Source organism: Leptolyngbya sp. BL0902 (genome assembly GCF_016403105.1).
Classification (GTDB): Bacteria; Cyanobacteriota; Cyanobacteriia; order Phormidesmidales; family Phormidesmidaceae; genus Nodosilinea.
This window is the reverse complement of sequence record NZ_CP046155.1, coordinates 819123-839279: the sequence shown is the minus strand read 5'-3', so window position 1 is coordinate 839279 and position 20157 is coordinate 819123. Positions and strand designations below refer to the sequence as shown.

Sequence of the window (20157 nt, the reverse complement as noted above, 5' to 3'; positions counted from 1 at the left end):
TGGGCATGGCCTTAAAAGGCCCACAAAAAACCTGCCCCACGACCAAGCAAGGCAGGAGATTCAATCCCCAGAACGAAGTAGAGGATCTACCCATGATTGTACGCGAACCCTTTGAGATTGCTTATCTACGCGACCAGGCCCAACGCGAGAGCGCCGAAGACCAACAGGCCGCAGCGTGGGGGCTGGACTGCCTAGCCCTAGAGGAAATGGTCAAGTCTTGGGGCATCAAGACCATTCTTCACGAAATTGCAGACATCCACGAGCGGATCAGCAAGGACGGTTCAAAGGTGCAGTGGTCAGTTCCTAGCCGCGCCTACCTGTCTGGGCACTACGACGACCCCAACCCTTGCGACTGCGAATTTTAGATCCCCATGGCCAGGGCAGAGCCTATCTGCCCACCCCGTTACTTTTGGAGAGCAAAATCATGGATTACGCCTGTCTATACTGCGAAGCCAGCGGCACCCAACGCACCACCGACCGCCACGCCATTGAGGATCTAGAGAATTGTTCCTACTGCAAGGGCACCACCCGGATTTCCCTATCGGATCTGCTACTCCCCCTTCCAGGGAAGATCGAGCGCCTGTCTAGGGCTGTGCTGTGGAGTGAAACCCGAATGCACCAGGCCCAGGCCAAACTAGACGCCGCCACCGCAGAGATCGAGCGCACCATTGCCGAGGATAGCAGCCTCAAGAATGACCAGCAGCGCAAGGCCAAACGGTCTGAGTTGATGCAGGGTGAAGCCTACCAAACGGCCCAGCAACGGCTACAGAAGGCCCAGGAGGACTACCAATCCCTCAAGATTGACCGCCAGCTTGCGATGAATCAGTTTGAAGCCGCCAAGCTCATGGTTCAAGCCCACCTAGCGGCTTAACCCCTGCGACCTGTGGCGGAAGTCCCTAAAAGCCGCCCCCGTGACGACCACACGGGCTTTATCCATCCAGAACGAAGAAGGACAACGATCATGTTTCAAAAAGCGACCAAGACCCAAGCCCGTCTACGCCTAGCCCTCTGTGGCCCCAGTGGTGCAGGGAAGACCTACAGCGCCCTAGCCATTGCTCAACATCTGGGTAAACAGGTTGCGGTGATTGACACCGAACACGGCAGCGCCAGCAAGTATGCCGATCTGTTTAATTTTGATGTATGCCAATTGACCGACTTTCACCCCAGCAAATACCTGGAGGCGATCCAGTACGCCGGACAGGCAGGATATGACGTAATTGTGATTGATAGCCTTAGCCATGCGTGGTTTGCCGAGCTAGACCTAGCCGGGAAAGGTTTTGATGGCTGGAAGAACGTTAAGCCCCTTGAGCGTGCCCTGATCAATGCCATGTTGGCCAGCCCCGCCCATGTTATCGGCACCATGCGTACCAAAACCGAATGGGTAATGGAAGAGTACGTCAACAAAGCTGGGAAGACCTGTGTAGCGCCTAGGAAGGTCGGCACCGCCCCGATTCAGTCCAGCGGGATTGAGTACGAGTTCGATCTATCCGGGGAAATTGACCTGAACCACCTGCTGACGATCTCTAAAAGCCGTTGCCCTGAGTTGAGCAACACCACCCACCTCAACCCCGGCAAAGCCCTTGCAGAAACCATGATGGCTTGGCTCAGTGATGGCGTGGAAGCGCCAGAAACCGCCGAGGAAAAAGGACAACGGATTCGCGCCGCCCGTGAAGCGGTAGGGGTCAGCCTCGACGAGGTGAAGATGATCATGAAAGTTGAGTTTAATTGTACTAGCCCTGCTCAACTGACCTCAGAACAATGCGATGCGCTGGTGAGCATGATCCATGGCCTTGACCAACTGAAGACCGCCTAGCCCCTTGTAAACCCTAGCCCCTGCCTACAGGGGCATTCCCTCTATCCCCAGAACGGCCATGACCCACTACACCCTTCACATTGAGCTAGACGACCACCTACGCCAGACCCCGATCACCCCCGCCGACATCGAGGCAATTCTAGGGGTATTGGGCTATGCCAAGCCCACCATTGCCAAAGCTCAGATTCGAGTCTCACCGTCTCATGCGACAGTCCACTGGACAGACCACATCCACATTGCCGCCTAACCTGACTCCCCTATCTATCCCCAGAACGATCATGTTTGAACCCTCTAAGTATCAATCCGCCATCTTTGACTTTGTGGCCAGCGGTGCTGGTGATGCCGTAGTGGATGCTGTACCGGGCAGCGGCAAGACGACCACCTGTGTAGAAGCCTCAAAGCGCCTAGAGTCCCGCAACGCCCTATTTTGTGCGTTCAATCGGCACATTGCCGAGGAGCTAAAGACCAAACTCCAAGGGATGAGAGCGCAGACCATTCATTCCCTAGGACTATCGGCCCTATCGTCCCTAGGACGGCCCCAGGTGGAAGGCCGGAAGTACAGCCAGTTGATCCGCCAATACCTGACAGACCATGGTGTGACTGACTTTGAAACCGCCCAGAAGGCCAGCGCCCGGATTAAAGCCCTGCTGAATGTGGTGCAGCTCACCCTCACAGAACCCGACGACCAGGACGGCCTAGACGCCCTAGCGGCTAGATTTGACCTTGACCGCAAGGATTGGGAGTTTACCTGTAAGGCCATCGCTCCGATTTTGTACCAGGGCATCGACCAGGCCCGACAGGTGATCGACTACAACGACATGGTGTGGTTGCCCCATGTGATGCAACTATCGCCCAAAGCCGCTGATTGGGTGTTTGTGGACGAGGCCCAGGACTTGAATAAGGCCCAGCTTGAGCTAGTGCTGAAGGCCCGCGCCGGGGGTGGCCGAATGTTGTTTGTGGGCGACAAGCGACAGTGTCAGCCAGCAGGGACAATGGTGATGACCCGTAAACGGAGTAGTCGTTGGCATTCAGAGGAATGTGATGAAGTTCCCATTGAGCAGCTAAAACCGGGCGATACCGTAGTTAGTTATTCAAGGGATAGTGCTTGCTTTATTATGCAAGCCAAGGTTCAAGAAGTTGCTTCTAGAAATTATGCTGGCTACCTCTATACGGTAAAAGCAGGGGATCGGGAAACCCGTTGTACAGATTCCCACAAATGGCTGGTTCGCTGGAGCAATTTTGATCCAGAGGTCTACTGTACCTACCTGATGCGTCAAGGGTCACGCTTTCGGGTCGGGAAATGTCGGTTATTTCTAAAACCCAGCACTTCAAGTTTCGATTTCGGCTTAGCTGCTCGTTGCCGCCAGGAAAGGGCTGATGAAGCTTGGATACTGAAAGTTCACCAAACCCACGAAGACGCCCTAGTTTATGAGGCCGTGGTCGCTGCGAAGTTTGGATTGCCCCAGGTTGTGTTCTATTCTCCAATACGCAGTGGTGACTACAGCAGCTTAGTGGTTGAACGCATCTATGAGCAGCTTACTCCCCAGGAGGACAATGCTAAGCGTTGTTTAGAAGCCCATGGGCGGAAGTTGGATTTTCCCATTTATTGCCGCAATGGAAACAATCGAACCCGACAAGGAAGGAACACTTTATTTGAGATCCAAGCCTGTAATCTCATTCCAGGCTACATGAGTGTTCCAATTGCGCCGGATGGATTAGATAGTTCCTTGCGTAGCTTAAATCAATGGGAAACCCTTGATGTACATAGGGAGTGGTTTGAAGGTGAGGTTTACAGTCTAGATATTGAGACCCATCACAAATATGTAGCGGATGGCATTGTGACTTGCAACAGTATCTATGGCTTCACGGGAGCCGACACCCAGAGTATCGCCAACATCACCCAGCGCACCCAAGCCCAGGTGCTACCCCTATCGATCTGCTATCGTTGCCCCACCTCACACATCGAACTTGCTAACGAAGTCTATCCCGGCATCGAGGCCCGACCAGGGGCACCCAAGGGCACCATTGAGGACATCGACGAGGAGGACATTGTTCAGCACATCAACGACGGGGATCTGATTGTTTGCCGGACAAATGCCCCCCTGGTGGCCGTGTGCTTTAGCCTGATCCGCGCCGGGATTCCAGCCCGGATTCGTGGGACGGACATCGGCAAAAACCTGATCAGCATTCTTCACCAGCTTGAAGAGATGCAGGGCTTCCAGATGAGCCGCCTAGAGGTCTACTTGCAGAAGTATCTAGTCGAGCAGCGGGAACTACGGGCAGGGCTGGACTCAGACGAGCTAGAGATGGCCATGGCTAACTTTAAGGATCGGACGAATACGATCCTTGCGATCTACCAAGCCACCCGGCCCCATACCGTTGCAGACCTAGGGCGAGAGATCGCCATGCTGTTCAGCGACCAACGGGCGAAGGTGTGGTTATCGAGCGTCCACAAAGCTAAGGGGCTGGAGGCTAACCATGTGGTGGTGCTACACCCTCACCTCATGCCCCACCCCAAGGCGACGAAGTCCTGGGAGAAGGAGCAGGAGATGAACCTGAAGTATGTGGCCCTGACCCGCGCCAAATGCGCCCTCACCTTTGCCCACGGGGACGAAAGCGAATAATGCCCTAAAATTAGCAAGCCAGTGTTGCTATCCCGCCCCTGTGATCATCATGGAAGCCCAGACCAGTACCTCTCTTCTCAATGCGGTAAAAGCCCGTGCCATCGAGCTTTGGGGAGAAGAGGACTGGTTTAAGGAACTGGTAAAGGAGTATGTCAGGCTGGAAAACCAGCAGTCAGGTGAGGCTAAACCAGCCAGCTACATGAATCGCCGCAACCAGATCCAGAGAGCTTTAGATACCGGAGGCTGTCGGCTCGATACGGCCCTGCTGCTGGTGGCCGCTGTGGGTCACAAACTTCAGATGGTGAAAGTCGTCACAGAGGTGATTGACTTTTAGCCCCACGCCCTTGAAGCCAGGAGACTCTACCGCCCTCGGTAGGGTCTTTTCGATGGAGGCCAATGGTTGATTCCGCTCAATGGCTGATCTATCCAGGGTTGTATGGCGAAGTCCGTAGGATAACGGATCAATCACCCTAGGTTTCTCTATAGACTCAAAGGCCAATGGCTTAGTCCATCTATGGTTGTTTTTACAAATCCATCTTTCTTAATTGCGTTGATAAAAGATTGAGCAGGTCTACCAGTTGTTTACTCGTCATCATCAGAATCCGCTCTTCGAGGGGATAGTCTGAGGCCCAAGTTCTACCGTATAGGTCAGCCAGCAGTTCTTCCGGCAGTTGTCCGCGCAAGGTCGCTAGCTTAGCCAGGTTTTCTAGCGTCGGGATATTGCTTCCCTTTTCCCAACCAACCACCGTGCTTTGGGAAACGTCGAGCTTTTCCCCAAAATCACGCTGATTCATATCGCCACGGGTTTGCGTGACGATATGGGCCAATCGTTGACGAAAATGCTCATCCACTCAAGAAACCTAGCCAAAGGGTGATGGGCCTTGGAACAGCGCTAGACCGGATCTGCGGCAACCTCTGTGTATCCCGCGTGATACGCATTTCATGCGTGATACGTATCCCGCATGAAATGCCTGTGTACATAGGTTAACAGATCATCACACACCCCTAAATGCTGTGAATCACATGATTACTTGATGAACTATATTTGATTGATAGATAAATCACTCAAATATGAGGGGTCAATCAATCATGGCTATAGCCAGCAAAGGTGAACGACAGAACCTCACGATTCGCATGAATCCTGACCTGAAGCTCAAGGCTCAGAAGTCCGCTATCGAAGAGGGAGTCAGCCTCAGTGATTGGATGGAGATGGCGGTTCGGGATCGGCTTCAGATGTTAAGCATGGTGGCCTGATGTTGTCAGAGTTACTGCGTCGTACTGCCCTGCGTTATCTGAAGGCCAAGGAAATGGTGATGGCGGAACATCCCGATGTTCCCCAAGAGGAATTTGACAAGCTGGTAGGGGAAGCGGTTAAGCGTCTTGCCTCCCAGGAAGTGCATCTAGAGAACGATGACCCAAAACGAGCAGACGCCCAATCGCAAAAGACGCCAGGATATCGCCGCTGACAGCCTAGATGCCGCTGCTGCTGCCCTTAGCCGCTCAGACACCAAAGCGGCTGTGGAGCACATCGAACGGGCCAAGCAATTGCTGGAGGAGAGCAGTCCCCTGGACTTAGCCTCGACCTCCGCTGATTAGTTGCCAAAAAAAGACGCCTCTGGCCACAAATCCAGGGGCGTTTTCGTAATAATGCTTTACCGATCATGCCAGAAAATTCATCAAAGCGGGAGTCCGCCCCCGCTAAATCCCAGCGCCTACACTATCGCCTCACCAATGAAGAGTGGATACAGGCGGTGCGAATGCTCAAGCCTGCGGAGAAGGACGTTCTTTACTACCTACGCACCCTCGATCCCTTTGGAGATCGCTACCTGGAGCTTGGGGTGAGAGAGATAGCCCGCATCCTGGACTATGACCCCGGCACCATTAGTCGCGCCCTGAAATCGCTGGATGCTAAAGACTACATCAACATTGACCTGCTACGGGTTGGGGTACGGATTCGGATCCGAAGACCGGATCACCCTCACCTTGAAGCGGTTCCCGACATCCCTGAAGACCCGCCAGACACTCCCGCCTATACGGATCCAATCTCTGAAAAATCAGAAGAATTGGATCCAAAAGAGGGGTGTTGTTTCTACGCAACACTGTTGTCTCCACGCAACAAGTGTTGTTCTGACGCAACAAGTGTTGTTCTGACGCAACACTTGTTGTCTGTAGACAACACTTGGTCTCTGAAACCCTTGTCCTGCAAGGCTTCCAGAACCCCTCATACTCTTCATACTATTCAAACTCTTTTAAACAAGAAGAGAGAGAGAGAAAGGCGCGAGAAGTTTTCCACAGGCACAGCCAGGGTTAACGAACCCGAACCGATCCCGCAAGATTGTCCCCCCTTGCCAGATTCAACCGAGAGTCCTTCCCCCACCCAGGAGTCGTCGGAGGGGACTGAAAATTCCGCCGCCGCCGCCGAGGCCGAATTTTTTGATTGGGTTGTGACCTACAAAATTCCACGTCTACCCCAGCGGCCCGCCTCGCCTAGGAGCGCTGCAAGGGGCTGGATAGAAAAACATGGCCCACAGCTACAGGCGGAGTACCAGACCTGGCTTGCTGGGCCGCAGAGGGACAGCACAGGCCACAGCGGCACACCACCCCCACCCCGCCTACCGCCCCCCACGGAGGAAGCCCCCGATGATCGCCTCAGACGCTACCAAGCCCTATGGCAAAACCCGGTCTGTCGTAGCGGCATTCGCAAGGCCATCGACGACAACCCAGATTGGAACCTCACTATCGGCCCCGATGGGCCACAGGAGAAGCCCGATGACAACCCAGAACCCAGTTCAAGTTAAAGCCCCCAAGTTCGACCTGTACGAGGCCGTGGAGGTGGCCTGGAATGGCCAGTACCTCGCTACCCGTGTTATCCGGCGCTGGCTCGACTGGGACAACACGGCTTGGTGGTACGAGGTGGCTGGCCAGCCGGGGCAGTTTCCAGAGAGTGCCCTGGAGGTGTGCGATGCCGATGATTAAGGCCCGATACCCCGACACCTGGCCAGCCATCGCCCTGGCGGTGAAGGCAAAGGCTAACTGGTGCTGTCAAGAATGCGGTCGCCCCTGCCAACGGCCCGATGAATCCCCAGAACATTTCCAGCAACGCATTGGCAAGGCCAAGCCCCGTCAATACTTGCTGACGGTGGCCCACCTTGACCAAGACCCAACGAATTGTTCTGAGGACAACCTAAAAGCCCTCTGCACGGTCTGTCATCTGCGCTACGACCGCCAGTTTCGAGCGAAGCAACGGGCTTTGAAACGCGAATGGTTTGGACAACTCAACCTTATGGAGGCCATGGAATGAAACCCCTGATTGGTCAACAGTTAGCCATACTGCCGGATGTGGATCCCTGCTGGCTCAGTAATCCGTCCCAGTCCTGTCCTACAGGTCAGTCCTACGAGACACCCCAGGACAATGCCCTAGCCCCACAGCCGCTGACTGGCCCCTTGGCCATGATCCACCGGGATCTGTTGCGCCGAGTCGTGGCGGAGGAACCCCCCAGCTATGGCCAGCCCCCATCCCCAGCACCGCCCCCATCCCCAGAACGGTCATTATCCCCAGAACAAGCCTTTGCCATTGGGGACGAGGTGAAGATCCTAGACGTACAGCGCCACCAGGCGAAGGCGTGGGTGGGGAAGCGGGGCGTGGTGCATCGGCTCAGTCGTACCCGTGTTTGGGTGAAGCTGCCCATCCTCCACAGCCAGCGGACGATAGAGCTACCCTTCCCGGTGGATTGTCTAGAGCGGTGTTCCGTGGTGCGGAAACGGCCCCAGCGCCGCCATAGTCCCAAGGGCAAGGCTTCAGGCTGGATGGAGGAACGCCAGGGCAACAAGAAGCGCAAGACCCCCAGCGTTAGCTACTACTACGGCTGGCTGGAGGAGGGCGTTTGCCGGAAACGCTACGTGCCAGCCGGGAAAGTTCACCGGGTCAACGAGATGATCCACCAACGGCGACCTGTGGCGGACATTTTGACCTTCATTGGGGAGAAGAAGAAGCCATGAAAGATCCGCGCCCCGCCATCGCTCACAGCTTTGGCCAAGACGCCCATAGCCCCAGGACAACCCAGCCGCAAGTGCTCATTCATCACATTTAGCTGCCCCTTCAGGAGATAAACCCATGAATATCACGGCCATTAACCTCCAGACGGAGGATAAGTTCGACCTACCCACCAGCGGGGACGGCAACTGGATGGACTGGCTGGCCACCCAGGGATACCTCATCCATGACCGCATTTCCTTGGGCTACATCGCCCTAGAACTCTACTGTTGTGAGGGTTCGGGGATCTATGCCCTCTACCATCCCTCGCTCCAGGGACTCCGTACCGCCTGCTTGTTTTTTAACATCCCGACCGAGGACGCCGCCCAGGATCTCATTGACTTGGCCCAGCAGATGGTCGTCATCGTTGAAAGTCTGGACTTAGACGGGGCAGGGCAGGTTAGCTGGATTGCCTAAACCCGCAGATCCACCCGTTCCACCTGACCATCTTTGACAATTACCCGCTCTACTAAAGCTCGGTAGAGTTCGCGCTTTTGCTCAGGGGTAAGGGTTTTCCAGTACAGGGGATCACTAAAGGTCTGGAGTAGGAGATCCCGCTGCTCTGAACTGAGGGAAGTGGAAGCCTGCTGGTTGTATCGATACGCTTCAATCTGTTGTTTTAGATCTGCCACAATCGCCTCAGCACGGCTACCTGGAGCATTGAGATAGTAGGCTAACTCTGCCTTCAGCGCCTGTAGGCCTGGGGGATCAATCTGTTCCTCAGTGACTTCAGCCGTCGCACTAATCGTTTCTGCCCGATTGACTAACGCCTCGATAACCGCCGCTTCAGCATTTTCCATCCGCACGGCTGATTTTTGATTGCATGACCGCGTCCGCCAGTTTTTGCACTGGAAGTAGTAATTCATCTCTGGTTCAAGGCCCAGGCGCTTGGCTCGATGGTAGTTGTTCTGTCCAGTTAGTGAGTAGCAGGAACCCCGACACTCACCACAGAATACCAGGCCCGACAGGGGATACCGCAAAGCTGTACTGCCAAAGCCCCTCACCTGCTGGTTGTGCTGCAAAATGGCCTCGATCCTCCGAGCCTCTTCATCCGACACAATCCGCTGGTCGGGGTGCGTGTTGTAGTGAATGATCCAGTCTGTCTGGGGAACGCGCTGGCCATCCTGCATTCGTAGATAACACAGGTGCCCCTGGAGGACAGGATTGATTAGCCACCCTCGCAGCCCAGCCGGACTGAAGCGGAATACCCCCCGTGCTACTCGACCGCCCCGGCGATGCTGGCCTTGATTGTGGGCAAAGGTGTGGATGCCGTACTTCTGGTTGATTACCCGCAAGCACTTTCTCAGGGTTTTCTCCTGGAAAAAAGTCTCTACAATCTCACGGGCAATCTCAGCCCTAGATCGTTCCTGCTGAGTCTCTAGGAGACATAGGAATGGCTCATGGTCAAGGCAATGCTTATCGTCCAGTTTGACATAGCCAAAGGGCGGATTCATGGCAACCTGTCGCTTCCTTAAGTGTGACCACCCATGCCTGACCCGCTCAGACAGCCGATCCACCTCCATCTCGGCTAGGGCACCCAGCATATTGAGGTGAAACTTCCCTGCTGCCGTAGACAAGTCCACACTGTCATCGAGGGCTTTCATGTTGACCCCATTCTCGCGGAACTCGTCTAGCACTTTGCGTAGCGTAATCAGGGAACGGGTAAGGCGGTCAAGCCGAGTAATGACCACCTCATCCACAGACTTGTTCCTCACTAAGTCCATGACCAGGTTGAAGCCCTTGCGGTCGTCCTTGGTGCCAGACTCCACATCGGAGTAGATTTCCTCCACCCCAGCTACCCGCAGCCGCTGCATCTGCTGCTCCAGAGCATGGCTGTTTTCGGCCTGCTCCCGACTACTGACCCTTGCGTAACCAATTCGTTTAGCCATAATCAATGAATTTACCATTGTCTAGCTATTCAGAAACAACACGCCGCGATGGGCCAGGGAAATTTCCCCCGGTTTGGGGTAGCTGCCGCCCCCCACCAAAGACGGCCCAGAGGCAGAATGGTGGGGGCTGCGGAAGGGGCGCGTGTTGACCAGGGTGCCCTTTTCCTTCAGCAGTCCGGCGACGGAATGAATTTGGGTGACATCCAGGGCTTCCTCAAACTGCAACGGCGGCAGAATGGAGGGCAGTCGCCTAGCCAGCATGGTTTTGCCGCTGCCCGGTGGCCCCACAAAAATTAGATTATGGCCCCCAGCAGCGGCGATCTCCAAGGCGCGGCGAGCCTGGGCTTGGCCCTTCACGTCTCGCAGATCCAGGGCTCCGGCGTGGTTGGTTTCTAGGCTGCGGTCGTCGTAGGCCACGGGGCTGTGGCCGCTGGGATTGTTGAGGAAATCAGCCACCTCAGACATATGTTTGAAGCCGTAGACCGTCAGACCGGGCACTACCGAGGCTTCTCGGCCATTGTCGGCGGGGACGACTAAACCCCGAATCCCCAACTTTTGAGCTGCTGCGGCAATGGGCAACACCCCCGCCACGGCCCGCAAACTGCCGTCTAGGGAGACTTCCCCCAAAAACAAGAGGTCATTCAGGGCGTCAGTCTGCACCTGTTCGGCGGCGGCAAGGATGCCTACGCTGATGGGCAGGTCAAAAATTGGCCCCTCCTTCCGCAGATCCGCCGGGGTGAGGTTGATCACCACCTTCCGCATCGGAAAGGGAAACCCAGCGTTTTTCAGCGCCGCCTTCACCCGCTCCCGCGACTCCTGCACGGCGGTATCGGGGAGCCCCACAATCACCACCCCCGGCAACCCACCGGATAAATCCACCTCCACCCCCACCTTCAGGGCGTCGATGCCCATCAATGATGCACTCCAAACTCTGGCCAACATGGTGCGTCCCCTTGCAAATGCTAGGGTTAGCTTGCCCTGCCCTGCCCCCGACATCACCCTCTGGCCCCACAGTGGGATGACAATCCGCCATTAGGCCCATCTTTCCCCGTACGTGAGCGAATCTAGAAGCCATGATCGCTAACTCAACCGTGACACGCCACAATAGCCAAAATAGAGGGATCGGGAGATGATCCTCCTACACGGAGAGGCCCGGTTTACGGAGATGGCAGCCCCTAGAAGTTGCGGTGCGCCCCGGGGAAATAGATCCTACGGGATGAGTTAGTCCAGGAATGGGAGATCTTCGGCGTGGGCCACAAAGGGGTAGCGAGCTTTGCCAGTGGAATAGACCGTGGGGTGGACGCTGCTGAAGGTGAGGGCACCGCCGGAGAGGTTGAACACATGGTCAAAACCGCTCTGCATGAGAATGCGAGCGGCCATATAGCCCCGGAATCCGACACGGCAATAAACAAATACGGGGGAATCGGCGGGAATTTCGCTGTGACGCTCCCGTAGGGTATCTAGGGGAAGGTGGAACGCGCCAGGGATGTGCCATTCCTCGTATTCCGCCTGGGTGCGGACATCGACGATAGTGCCGAGGTTGGTTTTTTCGGGGTAGTCTTCGGGATACCAGGGCAGGTAGTCGCCGCGCAGCAGGTTGGCCCCCAGAAAGCCCGCCATGTTGACGGCATCCTTGGCGGAACCAAAGGGCGGCGCGTAGGACAGTTCCAGGTGTTCTAAATCGTAGACGGTCATGCCAGCACGGATCGCAACGGCTAGGACATCAATGCGTTTGTCGATGCCGTCGAAGCCCACCACCTGGGCACCGAGGAGTTTGCCGTCCTCCGGGGCGAACAACACTTTGAGGTGCATGGCCACGGTGCCGGGGTAGTAGGTAGCATGGCCGGAGGGATGCAGATACACCTTGCGGTAGGGGATATTGGCCTGTCGCAGCATTCGTTCCGAGGCTCCGGTGCCGCCACCCACCATGTCAAAGAGCTTGACGATGGCGGTGCCCTGGGTGGTGCTGTAGGTGGAATTGCGCCCGCAAATGTTGTCGGCGGCGATGCGACCTTGACGGTTGGCTGGCCCTGCTAAGGCCGCCAGCATGGGTTCCCCGGTGATGGTGTGCTCGGTTTCCACCATGTCGCCCACGGCGTAGATGTCGGGGTCTACCGTCCGCATGTGCTTATCCGTCACCAGGCCACCCCTTGGCCCCACGGGAAGCCCCGCCGCCTTGGCCAGTTCCGTATTGGGGCGCACCCCCACCGCCATCACCACCAAATCAGCGGTCAGCACTTCGCCGTTGGAGAGGTTGGCCTGGATTTTGCCCTCCACATCCACAAAGGATTCCGCCGCCGTGCCCAGGTGCAGGAGGACGCCGTGGTCGGCCATGTGGTACTGCAAATCCCGCGACATCTCGGCATCCAGGGTGGCCATGATCTGATCCATCATCTCCACCACATGCACCTTGAGGCCGCGATGCACCAGGTTTTCCGCCACCTCCACGCCAATGTAGCCGCCGCCGATGACGATGGCCCGCTGGGTATCCGGCCCCAGTTTGGCCATAATGGCGTCCATGTCGGGAATGTTCCGCAGCACAAAAATGCTGGGGTGATCAATCCCCGGCAGACGGGGACGAATGGGTACCGCCCCCAGGGACAGCACCAGTTTGTCGTAGGGTTCGGTGTAGGTTTCGTTGGTGTCTAAGTTGCGGACATGGACGAGCTTAGCCCCTCGGTCGATGGCGGTGACTTCGTGGCCCGTGCGGACATCGAGGTTCAGGTTACGCTTGAGTTTTTCGGGGGTCTGCACCAGCAGCTTGTCCCGGTCAGCAATCACCCCGCTGATGTGGTAGGGCAGGCCACAGTTGGCGTAGGACACGTAATGATCTCGCTCTAGCACCACAATTTCGGCCCGTTCATCCAGCCGCCGCGCCCGCGCCGCCGCCGAAGCTCCACCAGCCACACCGCCTACAATTACCAGTTTCATACCAATTTTCCTAACTCTGACCCGACCAGGGACATACCGATCCGGCCCCATTGTGTCACGGGGGATCGAGCAACCCCGCAATCTTCAGGATTTTCCAAGCTCTGTTTTTTGGGCAACCCTGGGGCCAGGGCCAACGCGAGGGCTAGCGCTTAGCCTGCTTAGCCTGCTGAATCCAGGTGCTCACCTGGTCGGGGCTGGGGCAAAGGTCGGCCCGCTGCATGTTTTTGACATGGAGACGCTTGATGCGGGTGTAGAGGGTGGAAGTCGCTGTTTCGGCCAGTTGGGCGATGGATATCACCCCCGCATGGAGCAGCAGGCCATTGTAGGTGCAGCCCACCGAGGGCAGGCTGGCCAGTTCGGCCAAAACCACCCACTTCGCCACGTAGCGATCCGGCACCGCCAGGGTTTGGGCTAGGGCTTGGCGTTGGGCCACCGATTTTCCCTGCCGACGCAGGTGCTCCGTTGTGGCTAGGCCCAGGTTGGCCAAGGCTTGGGCTTGGGGTTCGCTGATCCCCGGTAACTGATGGATAGGAAAATTGGCCAAACTGTTTACCGCCCTACTCAGAACAACCTTGTGCAAGCCATCGAACCTCCTGGGGTAGCCCACGGGGCAAGAAAGCAAGCTATACTAGTCTAGGCAAATTGCCTACGGGATGTAGCGCAGCTTGGTAGCGCGCCTGCTTTGGGAGCAGGATGTCGCAGGTTCAAATCCTGTCATCCCGATATCGCTGGAATAAAACGCCTACGGCCTGAAGTGTTTAGTCTCTTTGGGCCACCTTATCCAGGAACCGACCGTCGCAACCCAAGGTGGGTGCGGGATGGGGGTATTCGCCTTGGGGCTGTCCCGTGCCTATCTCTAGGGCTGGTGGATCCTCAGCCTAGCATCCGCCCAGACTAAGTATTGCAAAAGACAAAACTTTATATTGACCTCTGTGAATAAAGGTAATGATACGCTGCAAAGCCCTCATCCCTAGCCCCAACCGAGGGACGATGGAGATGGATTTAGGCATATATTCTCAGGGTTTTGCCCCAGGATTAGCTGCCCTTCTCCATTCCCATAATTGCCCTAGGCTTGGAGGCTGTACCCATGACTACCACACCCTTAAGGACGCCATTGCCAAAAACAGCCACCGCACACTACACCATTGCCATGATTCGCGACGAAGCCCGCCAACTGATTGAAAGCGGTCTTGTCAGCCGTCATCAGCCCATCTTCACCCTCTGTGGCCACATCGCCGCCCGCGAATGGCCCCTCATTGAGCTTGAACTCGAACAATACGACTATCTCCTGCGCGACTGCATCGGCGACCTCCTCCCCTGCGAAACCTGGAGCGACGACTAACATCACCCCGGCTTCTAGAAGGCCGCTAGCGGGTTCTCTGGCCGAGTGGGCGATAATCGGTAGCATACTTGTAACGTTCTGCCTTCAGCGATAGGCGGGGATGAACTGCCTTTGGTCGCTGGAGGCTGAGGGCAATCAGGGTGCTATGGTGATGACCCCTGAGCAGGTATTCAGGAGTTTCGGGATTTCTTGCCGTTATGCTGCCCACCTTTGCCACCGACCGCGACCACGCCCTCGCCAACCACTTGATGCAGCCCTGCCTGATTCGCATCATCGACAACCTGCGCAAGGCCACGGAAAACCTAGACTGGCAGATCGAGTATACCCAGGCGCAACATTGGCCAGAGGGCACCACCGAAGCCCAACGGCAGCAGGTGGCCGAACTCGCCGCCCAACTGGATCAGGCCGATGCGGACACCGTCCCCCAGATTGAGCAAGCCCTGTGCCAGTTGCCCACCCCCACCCCGATCTACCACCTCCGCCTCACCCAGGGGGAACGGGTGGCGACGCTGGATGTGTGGGAACTCTGCTTTCGCCTGTGCTTTGTGGATTATGAGCCAGGTCAACCCGTCACCGTGGATGAAAGCTTGGTAGAAGCCGATGGAGAAGTGGATTGGATTACCCTAGATGAAAAGGCCAAGGCGTTGATTACGCAAGCCCTCACCGCTGCCACCGCCTAGGCTAAGTCTCCGCCTGCCCACGCCCTCCTCCCCATCACCGCCATGCTCGACCTCCACAACCACACCACCTTTTCCGACGGCACCCTATCCCCCACCGATCTGGTGAGAGAGGCAATCATAGCTGGGGTCAAGGCCTTAGCCATCACCGATCACGACACTCTGGCGGGCTGGGATGAGGCATTTGCAGCGGCGGGGGAGGCTCTGGAGATTGTGCCGGGGGTGGAACTGAGCACCACAGAAAATGGGCGGTCGCTCCATGTGCTGGGGTTTTATCCGAATCGGGAAGCGCTGGATCCGGCGTTGCAGGAACGGTTGGAGGTGCGGCGGCAGCGGGCGGCGGCGATGGTGGAGCGGCTGGCGGAGTTGGGCTATCCAATTACGCTCCCGGCGATGGAGGGCAACCGCGCACCGGGTCGGCCCCATTTGGCGGCGGCGATGGTGGCGGCGGGCTATGCCAAATCCATGGATGAGGTGTTTGACCGTTGGTTAGGAGATCATGGCCCTGCCTACGTGCCCTATGCGGATTTTTCGGCAGTGGATGGTATTCGGCTGTTGCGGGATTGCGGGGCGGTGCCCGTGTGGGCGCATCCCTACCTGTTTCGGGGCGGGACAGTGGAAACGGTGTTGCCGAAGCTCGTTGAAGCGGGGCTGATGGGGGTCGAGGTGTATCATCCCTGCCACAGCCCCAGTGATGTGCGGCGGCTGGAGGAATTTTGTCAGCGCTACGGCCTAATTATGACGGGCGGCAGCGACTACCACGGCCCCAGCCCCGATGCTGCCAGGGCCAAAAGCCAGACTCGGCTGAATCAGCTTCAGTTGCCGCTGGCCTTGCTGGAACCACTGCGGCAGGCCAAGGCATCCCTACATGCCGCTATCCATGGTCAGTAATTGGTTGAATGCCCTAGGGCAGGTTCTTCCCTGGAGCGATAGCTTTCAAAACAACGGCTTTTGGGTGGTGTTTTTGGCAGGGCTGTCCCAGGCTATCGCCCAGAGCATCATTTTGTTTGTCAACCAGGTGCGGCCCCTGCGGTTTGTGATTAGCCTGGTGCTGGCGGCGCTGCTGTTTGTGGCGGGCTACGGCACCTGGGCCTTCAGCATTTGGTTGGCCAGCGCTTGGCTGCTGGATGCGCCCATTCCCTGGACGATTGTGACCCAAAGTTTGACCCTGGGTTATTTGCCGCTGACGCTGAGTTTTTTGGGAGCCTTGCCCTATCTGGGGTTGCCCATTCTGCGGCTGCTGGCGGTGTGGAGTTTGCTGGTGGTGGTCGCCGCCTTTGAAAGCTTCGCCAATTTGTCCGCGCCCTTGGTGGTGGCCCATGTGGGGCTGGGCTGGGTGGTGCTGCTAGTGCTTCAGCAAACCGTGGGGCAACCCCTGGTGAACTTCGGCCATTGGCTGACTAACAAGGTGGCCGGGGTGCAGTTGGTGGTGGATCAAAACCAGTTGCGGACGCTGATTAACCAGCGAGCCATGACCGAGGGCTGGGGAAGTTCCGTTGAATCCGGTGATATAGAAGGCGGTTCCCCGTCGCAAGAAAACCTGTCTAAGTCGAGTTCTAGGGAAAATCCGTCGAATTATAATCCTAACTTCCCGAATTCCGAGGCTTTCCCCAATTCTGATAGTCTCACGCCTAGGAGCGAGGCTCATTCAGCCCTAGCCCCGTCAGTTCAGCGTCGCCTGACCCGTGCCGCCACCGATCCCCGCATGGTGTGGCTGCGGCGATGGCTGCGGTTGTTTGTGATCTACGGCGGCTTGGCCCTGTTGACTCTGGTGATCAGCCTCGCCCTCGAACCCGTGAGGGAGGTGTTGCTAGGGGTGTTTAACCGCCTTAGTTTTACCCGCCTGCCCACCGGGCCACTGTTTGAATTGGTGTGGATTGGCAGTTTGGCGCTAGTGGTGGCGGGGTTGCTGGCTCCCCTAGAAGCCCTGGGTTGGTGGGCGGGTTGGTATGGCGATCCGGTGCAAACCCTGCCCCCGCTGGAGGATGCGAACCCCCTTAATCCAGAGGCTCCGGCTCTGCGCCGCTACATTGTTTATTTGGATGGCATCAACCAGGCCACGGCAGACTATCAGCCAGCGGTGGCTCAATACCTGGTGGAACTGGAGCAGTGCCTTCCCGCCGATATGGCCCTGGTGAAAGGCTTAATGCCCTACTCGGTGCTGAACCGTTCCCTCACCCAGGGACGACCGTTGGCCTTCTTTTGGCGATCTACCAAGGCCATGTCCAAGCGGTTTGCGGGCTGGCTGGGCATGGTGATTAACCTGCGTAATTTGCTGATTGTGGCCGTGTCGGCAGACTCGCGCTATGGCCCCATCTACAACCAAGGCGTGGCCCAGCGGGTCTACGAAAGCCTGGTGCAGCAGGGCTATCCCCTGGTTGGCGGCATCCCCCTCACCCTGATTGGCTATAGCGGCGGCGGCCAAATTGCCATGGGCATCATGCCCTTTCTCCGGCGGGCGCTGTTTGCCCCCATTGAGGTCATTTCCCTCGGCGGCGTGATTAGCGGCAATGTCCGCGCCCTGGAGGCCGAGCAACTCTATCATCTGGTGGGCGACCGCGACAGGGTGGAGCGGCTGGGGCCAATCATGTTTCCCCGTCGTTGGCCTGTAGCGCGGCTGTCCTACTGGAACCGGGCCAAACGTCAGGGCAATATCAGCTTCATTTCCCTTGGCCCCGTGGCCCACCAGGTGCCGGGGGGTGTGGTGGATCCCAACGCCTTTTTGCCCGATGGCCGCAGCCACCTTCAGCAAACCGTGGATCTGACCCTGGATATTTTGGTGGGCGATCTGCGGCAACAGCTCGATCTGGAAAAGGACGAAATCCTCACCAAGGGCAACTACTACCGTTACCAAGTCGCCGACTTCAATCACCCCAGCTTTTACCCTCCCGGCATCGCGCCCCCTGCTCCCTGGTATCGCCCCGTGGCCCCCTGGGTGGGTCGGCTGATTTTGCCCGAACTGGAAAACCGCCATCCCCAGGGTGATGTGGGTTTAGAAGTGCTCCATGCGCCGCCGGAATACGCCGACTGGATCGGTCAGGTGGTACAGCTTCATTGGCAACCCGACCCCGACTTTCGGCGCGAGTTCCAAATCGTTAGTCGCGACATCCATTTCAGTGCCGATGCCGAGGCGTCCCACCGGGACGGATTGATTTTGCCAACTCGGCTGAACCATTGGCGGGTGGTGTCGCCCCTGGAATCCCTGGCGGGGGCGCGTCCGGTGGATGATGTGGTGGTGCAGTTGCCGGATCCGGTGACGGTGGAGTGGGTGCGGCCCTCACCCCTAGCCCCTCGCCCGTGGGGAGAGGGGGACAGGAGTGGTGATAGACCTACGGTTTCAGGGAAAGTCTTGCGGTTGACGGTTACTCAGGAGCCGATTCAGACCTCTGGGCGGTTCTATGGGTTGGTGCGGTTTGTGGAGGCTGTGGGGCCAGAGCGGTTTCGGGTGGTGCATTTCAACCCAGCTACGGGGCAGTTTGATGGGCTGACTGAAACCCTGTGGTTGCCGACGGTGGTGTTGGATATCAACGACACTCCGGCCTCGGTGAATCAGGATTTGGAAAAATCTGCCCTGAATGAGGACGGCTGGTATGTCTATGGAGCCTGTGCGGCCAGCGGCGAGTTTGTGGTGCAAGCCCTGCGGCCTCGGCGGCTGCTTCAGGTGCGGCCCGGTCGGTTTATTGGCAACCATCGCCAGGGGCGGCAGTATTTGGAGCGGGAGTCTTGGCAGAATCTATCAGCCAAACAAAACACCATTGAATCGGTACTGATTGATCCGCGCTGCACCGATGCCGAGGAATCCGCCGCCCAGTGGCAAGAAGGGGATCAGGCATTGTTGGTGCATGTCTACGGCGGCATTGGCGGGGTCAAGGCAGAGCCCTCGGCGCAGAAACCCGTTTACTTCGGTCACTTTTCCTACGGCATGGCGCGGGTGGTGCGCGAACCCATAGCTAACGAGCTTCAGTTTCAGATTCGCTACCACCAGGTCTATACCCACAATCGGCGCGGACTCATCGCGGGCACCCTAGACTGGACGCTCTACATGGGCGACCGTCAGTGGGGCTTTTTGGGCACTCGGCCCGTGTCGGATATTTTGGTGAAACTGCCCGCCTACACCGAACCCTTTGCCTTTGTCGGCAGCGCTTGGTCGGCCCTGGATGACCTGTGCCTAGAACTGGAAATTATGACCGCCCGCTACCGCACCGGAGATGGCAACGGCGTTACCTACATCGGCCCCGCCAACAACTGCGCCCAAGACTCGAACCAAGCCATGTACGCCAGCGCCAAATATCTGGAAGAGGCCATCCTAGAACACCGCGCCAAACTCAAAGCCTGGAAGAAACGCTACCCCCACCAGGCTCAACAGTTACGGCAACTCATCCAATTCCGTAAAGCCATCCAGCGGAAACTGCTCCCCTTTGGCAGCGCCCGCGCCGACTGGGATACCGCCAAAGACACCCTCGGCAGCAACCTTTCAGACTATCCCCTCAAAAACCTGGGCCGAGGACTGCTAAGCTGGCGTACTATGCTTCCCCGGAAGGCCAGCGACACCATCACCGAACTCAGCCTCGACCACGGAGCCGCCCTCTGGGTCTTGCGTACCAACCAAGTCGGCGGCGAAAATCCCGATATCGAACCCGTTGCCCCCTTCACGCTATGAAGGACTTCCAGCTCCCTCCCCCATGGGGAAGGGGAGAAGGCAACGCCCTAGGCTAAATGTATCGCCGGAGATTTTAGCTGCCCAGCCTAGGCGGCTATAGTACCTCTCAGCAGCATCGCTCCTTAATCTAGCCAACCTCTACCATTTTTGTTGCCTCTAATACCATGCTCCCTGCCCATACCCCGCAA

The 20157-nt window shown here is 57.3% G+C and carries 22 protein-coding genes and 1 tRNA gene; 18 read left to right on the top strand and 5 right to left on the bottom strand.

What is annotated here, in order from left to right; genetic code table 11:
- The first annotated feature begins 92 nt into the window (after positions 1-92).
- From GFS31_RS03840 to GFS31_RS03815, 6 genes are all read left to right on the top strand, one after another.
- Entirely contained in the window at positions 93-365 is a 273-nt protein-coding gene (locus tag GFS31_RS03840) for a hypothetical protein (protein WP_198806946.1), read from the top strand.
- Positions 366-424: 59 nt separating this feature from the next.
- A complete protein-coding gene (locus GFS31_RS03835) occupies positions 425-871 on the top strand; it encodes a hypothetical protein (RefSeq protein WP_198806945.1) in 447 nt (148 codons plus the stop codon).
- A 90-nt stretch (positions 872-961) separates the two neighbouring features.
- Positions 962-1813 (top strand): ATP-binding protein, encoded by an 852-nt coding sequence (locus GFS31_RS03830; protein ID WP_198806944.1) that lies wholly within the window; start codon positions 962-964, stop codon positions 1811-1813.
- Positions 1814-1871: 58 nt separating this feature from the next.
- Positions 1872-2060, top strand: coding sequence for a hypothetical protein (locus tag GFS31_RS03825; protein WP_198806943.1), 189 nt, complete (start codon positions 1872-1874; stop codon positions 2058-2060).
- 31 nt (positions 2061-2091) lie between these two features.
- The gene (locus GFS31_RS03820; protein WP_198806942.1) at positions 2092-4437 is read left to right on the top strand and encodes an AAA family ATPase; all 2346 of its coding nucleotides are present in this window, start codon (positions 2092-2094) and stop codon (positions 4435-4437) included.
- 49 nt (positions 4438-4486) lie between these two features.
- Positions 4487-4771 (top strand): hypothetical protein, encoded by a 285-nt coding sequence (locus tag GFS31_RS03815; RefSeq protein ID WP_198806941.1) that lies wholly within the window; start codon positions 4487-4489, stop codon positions 4769-4771.
- 190 nt (positions 4772-4961) lie between these two features.
- Here the strand turns inward: GFS31_RS03815 and GFS31_RS03810 are convergent, their stop codons facing one another.
- A complete protein-coding gene (locus GFS31_RS03810) occupies positions 4962-5288 on the bottom strand; it encodes a helix-turn-helix transcriptional regulator (protein ID WP_198806940.1) in 327 nt (108 codons plus the stop codon).
- 238 nt (positions 5289-5526) lie between these two features.
- Between GFS31_RS03810 and GFS31_RS03805 the strand changes: the two genes are divergently transcribed.
- The 7 genes from GFS31_RS03805 to GFS31_RS03775 all read left to right on the top strand — a co-directional run bounded on the left by GFS31_RS03805 (position 5527) and on the right by GFS31_RS03775 (position 8887).
- Positions 5527-5691: a toxin-antitoxin system HicB family antitoxin gene (locus tag GFS31_RS03805; RefSeq protein WP_198806939.1), complete on the top strand. Its 165-nt coding sequence runs from the start codon at positions 5527-5529 to the stop codon at positions 5689-5691.
- 156 nt (positions 5692-5847) lie between these two features.
- Positions 5848-6033: a hypothetical protein gene (locus GFS31_RS03800; protein ID WP_198806938.1), complete on the top strand. Its 186-nt coding sequence runs from the start codon at positions 5848-5850 to the stop codon at positions 6031-6033.
- Positions 6034-6782: 749 nt separating this feature from the next.
- Positions 6783-7235 carry a hypothetical protein gene (locus GFS31_RS20920; protein ID WP_225907557.1) on the top strand — a complete coding sequence of 151 codons (453 nt, stop codon included), beginning with the start codon at positions 6783-6785 and terminating at the stop codon, positions 7233-7235.
- Positions 7207-7413, top strand: coding sequence for a hypothetical protein (locus GFS31_RS03790; RefSeq protein WP_198806936.1), 207 nt, complete (start codon positions 7207-7209; stop codon positions 7411-7413). Before GFS31_RS20920 ends, GFS31_RS03790 begins: the two co-directional genes overlap by 29 nt.
- Positions 7400-7738, top strand: coding sequence for an HNH endonuclease (locus GFS31_RS03785; protein ID WP_198806935.1), 339 nt, complete (start codon positions 7400-7402; stop codon positions 7736-7738). The genes GFS31_RS03790 and GFS31_RS03785 overlap by 14 nt, the downstream gene beginning before the upstream one ends.
- The gene (locus GFS31_RS03780) at positions 7735-8436 is read left to right on the top strand and encodes a hypothetical protein (protein WP_198806934.1); all 702 of its coding nucleotides are present in this window, start codon (positions 7735-7737) and stop codon (positions 8434-8436) included. Before GFS31_RS03785 ends, GFS31_RS03780 begins: the two co-directional genes overlap by 4 nt.
- A 115-nt stretch (positions 8437-8551) precedes the next feature.
- Complete coding sequence (locus GFS31_RS03775) at positions 8552-8887, top strand: hypothetical protein (RefSeq protein ID WP_198806933.1); 336 nt, start codon at positions 8552-8554, stop codon at positions 8885-8887.
- Here the strand turns inward: GFS31_RS03775 and xisF are convergent.
- The 4 genes from xisF to GFS31_RS03755 all read right to left on the bottom strand — a co-directional run bounded on the left by xisF (position 8884) and on the right by GFS31_RS03755 (position 13834).
- Positions 8884-10359 (bottom strand): fdxN element excision recombinase XisF, encoded by a 1476-nt coding sequence (gene xisF / locus GFS31_RS03770; protein ID WP_198806932.1) that lies wholly within the window; start codon positions 10357-10359, stop codon positions 8884-8886. The genes GFS31_RS03775 and xisF overlap by 4 nt on opposite strands.
- A 21-nt stretch (positions 10360-10380) precedes the next feature.
- A complete protein-coding gene (locus GFS31_RS03765) occupies positions 10381-11301 on the bottom strand; it encodes a YifB family Mg chelatase-like AAA ATPase (protein ID WP_317135068.1) in 921 nt (306 codons plus the stop codon).
- Between the two features lie 279 nt (positions 11302-11580).
- Positions 11581-13290 carry an FAD-dependent oxidoreductase gene (locus tag GFS31_RS03760; protein ID WP_198806931.1) on the bottom strand — a complete coding sequence of 570 codons (1710 nt, stop codon included), beginning with the start codon at positions 13288-13290 and terminating at the stop codon, positions 11581-11583.
- A 142-nt stretch (positions 13291-13432) separates the two neighbouring features.
- The gene (locus GFS31_RS03755; RefSeq protein ID WP_225907556.1) at positions 13433-13834 is read right to left on the bottom strand and encodes a DUF4332 domain-containing protein; all 402 of its coding nucleotides are present in this window, start codon (positions 13832-13834) and stop codon (positions 13433-13435) included.
- A 105-nt stretch (positions 13835-13939) separates the two neighbouring features.
- Between GFS31_RS03755 and GFS31_RS03750 the strand changes: the two genes are divergently transcribed.
- The 5 genes from GFS31_RS03750 to GFS31_RS03730 all read left to right on the top strand — a co-directional run bounded on the left by GFS31_RS03750 (position 13940) and on the right by GFS31_RS03730 (position 19969).
- Positions 13940-14013, top strand: a tRNA-Pro gene (locus GFS31_RS03750).
- A gap of 364 nt (positions 14014-14377) precedes the next feature.
- The gene (locus GFS31_RS03745; RefSeq protein ID WP_198806930.1) at positions 14378-14632 is read left to right on the top strand and encodes a DUF4327 family protein; all 255 of its coding nucleotides are present in this window, start codon (positions 14378-14380) and stop codon (positions 14630-14632) included.
- A 197-nt stretch (positions 14633-14829) separates the two neighbouring features.
- Positions 14830-15312, top strand: coding sequence for a hypothetical protein (locus GFS31_RS03740; RefSeq protein WP_198806929.1), 483 nt, complete (start codon positions 14830-14832; stop codon positions 15310-15312).
- Positions 15313-15354: 42 nt separating this feature from the next.
- Complete coding sequence (locus tag GFS31_RS03735) at positions 15355-16200, top strand: PHP domain-containing protein (RefSeq protein ID WP_198806928.1); 846 nt, start codon at positions 15355-15357, stop codon at positions 16198-16200.
- Positions 16190-19969 (top strand): CAAX protease, encoded by a 3780-nt coding sequence (locus GFS31_RS03730; protein ID WP_198806927.1) that lies wholly within the window; start codon positions 16190-16192, stop codon positions 19967-19969. Before GFS31_RS03735 ends, GFS31_RS03730 begins: the two co-directional genes overlap by 11 nt.
- The last annotated feature ends 188 nt before the right edge of the window (positions 19970-20157 follow it).